Genomic DNA, 4,754 nt, shown 5'->3' on the forward strand with positions numbered 1-4,754 from the left:
CTGCGCCGCCGCCAGGTCGCCGCCGGCCAGACGCTGGAAGACATGGAACTGATCCTTGCCCCCATGGTGGAGGATGCCAAGGAAGCCGTTGGCTCGATGGGCGATGATGCGCCGCTGGCGGTGATTTCCGAAAACGCCCGCAACCTGTCGCATTTTTTCCGGCAGAATTTCAGCCAGGTCACCAATCCGCCGATCGACAGCCTGCGCGAAACCGGCGTGATGAGCCTGAAGACGCGCTTTTCCAACCTGACCAACATTCTGGACGACGAAGCCACCCAGGCCGGCGTGATGGTGATGGATAGCCCCGTGCTGTCCAACCGCGACTGGGGCCTGCTGAAAAGCCATTTCGGCCGGCAGGTGGCCGAGATTGATTGCAGTTTCGACATCGAAGGCGGCCCCGATGCCCTGCGCGCTGCCATCGCCCGCGTGCGCGCCGAAGCCGAAACCGCGGTGCGGCAGGGCAAGACGCAATTGTTCCTGACCGACGAGCATCAATCCGCCACCCGCGCCGGCATCGCCATGATTCTGGCCACAGCCGGCGTGCACACGCATCTGGTGCGCAAGGGCCTGCGCACCTATGCCAGCATCAATGTGCGCGCCGCCGAAGCGCTCGACACGCATTATTTTGCCGTGCTGGTTGGCGTGGGTGCCACCACCGTCAACGCCTATCTGGCGCAGGAAGCCATCGCCGATCGCCACGCGCGCGGCCTGTTCGGCGCGCTGGTTCTGGATGAATGCATCGCCCGTTATCGCAAGGCGGTGGATGATGGCCTGCTCAAGATCATGGCCAAGATGGGGATCGCGGTGATCTCCTCCTATCGCGGCGGCTACAACTTCGAAGCCGTTGGTTTGAGCCGGGCGCTGGTCAATGATTTCTTCCCCGGCATGCCGGCCAAGATTTCGGGCGAGGGCTTTGAATCGCTGTTCGTCAATGCCCAGATGCGCCACGAAAAGGCCTGGGACGAAGACGTGATCGCGCTGCCGGTGGGCGGCCTGTATCGCTGGCGCGCCAATGGCGAAGCCCATGCGTGGAGCGCGCATCTGATCCACCTGCTGCAAACGGCGGTGAGCCGCGACAGCTACAGCGATTATCAGAAGTTCAGCCGCGGTGTGCAGGCGCTGCCGCCGATTTCGCTGCGCGATCTGCTGGATTTCGTGCCGGGAACCAAGGCCGTGCCGATTGAATCGGTCGAATCGGTCACCGAAATCCGCAAACGGTTTGTGACGCCGGGCATGAGCCTGGGCGCATTGTCACCCGAAGCGCACGAAACGCTGGCCATCGCCATGAATCGCATCGGTGCCAAGGCGGTATCGGGCGAAGGCGGCGAGGATCCAGCCCGCTTCAAGCCCTATCCCAACGGCGACAACGCCAACAGCGTGATCAAACAGGTCGCTTCGGGCCGTTTTGGCGTGACGGCGGAATATCTGAACGCCTGCGAAGAGATCGAGATCAAGGTGGCCCAAGGCGCCAAGCCCGGCGAGGGCGGGCAATTGCCCGGCTTCAAGGTGACCGAGCTGATCGCCAAGCTGCGGCACTCGACGCCCGGCGTGACGCTGATTTCGCCGCCGCCGCACCACGATATCTATTCGATCGAGGATCTGGCCCAGCTGATCTATGATCTGAAGCAGATCAACACCCGCGCCCGCGTCTGCGTGAAGCTGGTGAGCAGCGCCGGCATCGGCACGGTGGCGGCCGGCGTGGCCAAGGCGCACGCCGATGCCATCCTGATCTCCGGCAATGTTGGCGGCACCGGCGCTTCCCCGCAGACCAGCATCAAATATGCCGGCACGCCGTGGGAAATGGGCCTGTCCGAAGTCAACCAGGTGCTCACCCTCAATGGCCTGCGCCACCGCGTGAAGCTGCGCGCCGATGGCGGCCTGAAAACCGGACGCGATGTGGTGATCGCCGCGATTCTGGGCGCGGAAGAATTTGGCATCGGCACCATGAGCCTGGTCGCCATGGGCTGCATCATGGTGCGCCAGTGCCATTCGAACACCTGCCCGGTGGGCGTGTGCACGCAGGACGATGGCTTGCGCGACAAATTTGCCGGCAGCCCGGAAAAGGTCATCAACCTGATGAGCTTCATCGCGGAAGAAGTGCGCGAAATCCTCGCCCGCCTTGGCTGCCGCAGCCTCGATGATGTCATTGGCCGCACCGAATTGCTGCGCCAGATGAGCCGCGGTGCCGAGCATCTTGATGATCTTGATCTCAACCCGATCCTTGCCAAGGTTGATGCGCCCGATCACATGCGGCGCTGGGGCCTGGGCACGGGCCGCAACCCGGTGCCCGACAGCCTGGATGCCGACATGATCCGCGACGCCGGCCATTTGTTCGAAAGCGGGGAAAAGATGCAGCTGGCCTATACGGTCAGGAACACGCATCGCGCCGTGGGCACGCGGCTTTCAGGCGAAATCACCCGCCGCTTTGGCATGACGGCGCTGGTGCCTGGCCATGTCCATATCCGGCTGCGCGGTTCCGCCGGCCAGTCGCTGGGCGCGTTTGCCGTGCAGGGCGTAAAGCTGGAAGTGTTCGGCGAAGCCAATGATTATGTGGGCAAGGGGCTTTCCGGCGCGACCATCGTGGTGCGGCCCTTCCCGTCCAGCCCGCTGGCCAGCCAGGATAATGCCATCATCGGCAACACCGTGCTTTATGGCGCGACGGCGGGCAAATTATTTGCCGCTGGCCGTGCGGGCGAGCGGTTTGCCGTGCGCAATTCGGGCGCGACCGTGGTGGTGGAAGGCTGCGGCGCCAACGGCTGCGAATATATGACCGGCGGCACCGCCGTGATCCTGGGCACGACGGGCGACAATTTCGCCGCCGGCATGTCGGGCGGGATGGCGTTTGTGCTGGATCGCGACGGCCAGTTCGAACGGCGCGTGAATCGCGAGGGCGTGATCGTGCAGCGGCTCGAATCGGCGCACTGGGAAGCGCACGTTCACGCGCTGATCACCGAGCATGCGGCGGAAACCGGCTCCAAATGGGCCACCGGCCTGCTCGCCGAATGGGACCGCACCCGCGCTTCGATCTGGCAGGTCTGCCCGAAGGAAATGCTCAGCCGGCTGACACACAAGCTGAACGACAGCCCGGCCAGCATCGCGGCGGAATAGGCCATCCCTTGAAACCGGGTCCTTCGCTGCTATATTCTCATAAGACAGTTGAAGGACCCGATGATGGCCAAGAACAATGATCCGCTGATCGACAGCCTGATGCAGATGGCGGTGGCCGCGGCTCCGCTGATCCGCAAGGCGCGCGAGAGCGGCATTTTCCGTGATCGCGATACGGTGGTGGATGCCGAAATCGTGACGCCGGAACCGCCCAGGGCCGCCACCCCGCCAGAACCCCCCAAGGCTGCAGAACCGCCGCCCGTGAGCCCGGATACCAGCGCCCTGCAGGATATTGTCGTTCGTCAGGCGCTGCGCATCAACGAGCTCGAAGCCGAAGTGGCCGCACTGAAGGCCAAGGCGGCCAAGCCGGCCAAGGCTCAGAGCAAGCCCCAGAGCAAGCCAAAGCCCCGGCCGGCGAAGCCAGCAAAGGCTTAGCCCTTCTTGAACAGCACCTTGCCGCGCTGTTCGACATAGAGCTTCTCAAACGTCGCTGGATCGAAATAGGCTTCGACACGGCCGGTTTCGGGCATCACGCCATAGACTTCATAGCAGCCGCCATCGACCTTGGCCTTGGCCACGGTCCAGCCCTGTTTGGTGAGTTCGGCCTTCAGCGCTTCGATCGGCTTCATATCGGCGGCTGCCACGGTGCATTTGATCTTGCCGGTGGCAAAGGCCGGGGCGGCGAGCAGGGTTGCTGCCACAATCAACATAACGCGCATCTTCATACCTTTCGGGTTGCAGGAAAAAATCGAACCAGGGTGAGCCCGGCGACAAGGCCGGCCAGTGCCATGGCCAGGCTGAATGCATCATGCACCACGGCCATGTGGCCCAGCGCCGCCGCTGCCGCCGGCCACGCCAGCCGCTGCACCGGCTTCCAAGCCCGGCGCAGCAGGCGCATTGCGGCATCATTGCTGGCCAAGGCGGGCAGCAGCATCAAGACAAGCGCGATCCAGCCGGTGAGGATGCCCGGCGTCAGCGCCTCGTCGGCAATCAGCGCCCATTCGCCGCCCGGTTCTGAAAAACCACGCATGGCCAGCACATAAAGCCACAGGTGCGCCAGGCTGGCACCAAACGCCGCCAGCCCGACAGCGCGGCGCAGCCATAACAGGCGCGCCAGCGGCCGCCACAGTTGGGCCAGCGGCGTCATCACCACGGCCACCGCCAGCCAGGCCATCGCCCAATTGCCGGTATCGGCCACCAATGCATCCAGATCGGCATCAGCGCGCCCCGCCTGCCACCACAGCCCGGCCAGCGGCGCCATCAGCACCGCCCACAGGGCCAACAGGGCTGCACGCCGGTTCATCAGCGCAGTGCTAGCGTTGTTGCGAATGATTTGCAACAAGCCTGTTGGATTGGTCTGGCCTTCCCAAGCCGGCAAAGATGATTATGAGCAGTGTTGCAATGTGGCGTCTCTATCATTTCACGCTGTGTCCGTTCAGCCGCAAGGTGCGTTTCGCACTGGCGGTGAAGGGTGTCACGCACGAACTGGTGCAGGAACGGCCGTGGGAGAAACGGGCCGGCTTCACCGCGCTCAATCCGGCCGGGCAGACGCCGGTGCTGCAGCGCGATGCGCTGGTGCTGGCCGATTCGAGCGCCATCCTTGAACATATCGAGGAAACGCTGGAGCGCACGCCGCTGCTGGGCAGCAC

Annotated in this window: 5 protein-coding genes; 3 read left to right on the forward strand and 2 right to left on the reverse strand. The window is 64.0% G+C overall.

What is annotated here, in order from left to right:
• Window positions 1-3,108: glutamate synthase large subunit (gltB, locus tag RMO81_RS07330; RefSeq protein ID WP_310475155.1), on the forward strand; the 3,108-nt coding region annotated here is incomplete at its 5' end.
• A gap of 60 nt (window positions 3,109-3,168) precedes the next feature.
• The gene (locus RMO81_RS07335; protein WP_310475156.1) at window positions 3,169-3,540 is read left to right on the forward strand and encodes a hypothetical protein; all 372 of its coding nucleotides are present in this window, start codon (window positions 3,169-3,171) and stop codon (window positions 3,538-3,540) included.
• On the opposite strand, the gene RMO81_RS07340 is transcribed toward RMO81_RS07335, so the two are convergent.
• Together RMO81_RS07340 and RMO81_RS07345 are read right to left on the reverse strand one after the other, a co-directional pair.
• Complete coding sequence (locus tag RMO81_RS07340; RefSeq protein ID WP_310475157.1) at window positions 3,537-3,824, reverse strand: PepSY domain-containing protein; 288 nt, start codon at window positions 3,822-3,824, stop codon at window positions 3,537-3,539. The genes RMO81_RS07335 and RMO81_RS07340 overlap by 4 nt on opposite strands.
• Before the next feature lie 2 nt (window positions 3,825-3,826).
• Window positions 3,827-4,408 carry a ferric reductase-like transmembrane domain-containing protein gene (locus RMO81_RS07345; RefSeq protein WP_310475158.1) on the reverse strand — a complete coding sequence of 194 codons (582 nt, stop codon included), beginning with the start codon at window positions 4,406-4,408 and terminating at the stop codon, window positions 3,827-3,829.
• A gap of 98 nt (window positions 4,409-4,506) precedes the next feature.
• On the opposite strand from RMO81_RS07345, the gene RMO81_RS07350 reads away from it, so the two are divergent.
• Window positions 4,507-4,754 (forward strand): glutathione S-transferase N-terminal domain-containing protein (locus RMO81_RS07350; protein ID WP_310475159.1); only part of this gene is annotated, 248 nt, incomplete at its 3' end.

Source organism: Sandarakinorhabdus sp. (assembly GCF_031422795.1).
Lineage (GTDB): Bacteria > Pseudomonadota > Alphaproteobacteria > Sphingomonadales > Sphingomonadaceae > Sandarakinorhabdus.

Coding starts and splice junctions, on each gene's coding strand:
- RMO81_RS07345 (WP_310475158.1), bottom strand. CDS start 4,408: ATGAACCGGCGTGCAGCCCTGTTGGCCCTGTGGGCGGTGCTGATGGCG.
- RMO81_RS07335 (WP_310475156.1), top strand. CDS start 3,169: ATGATGGCCAAGAACAATGATCCGCTGATCGACAGCCTGATGCAGATG.
- RMO81_RS07340 (WP_310475157.1), bottom strand. CDS start 3,824: ATGCGCGTTATGTTGATTGTGGCAGCAACCCTGCTCGCCGCCCCGGCC.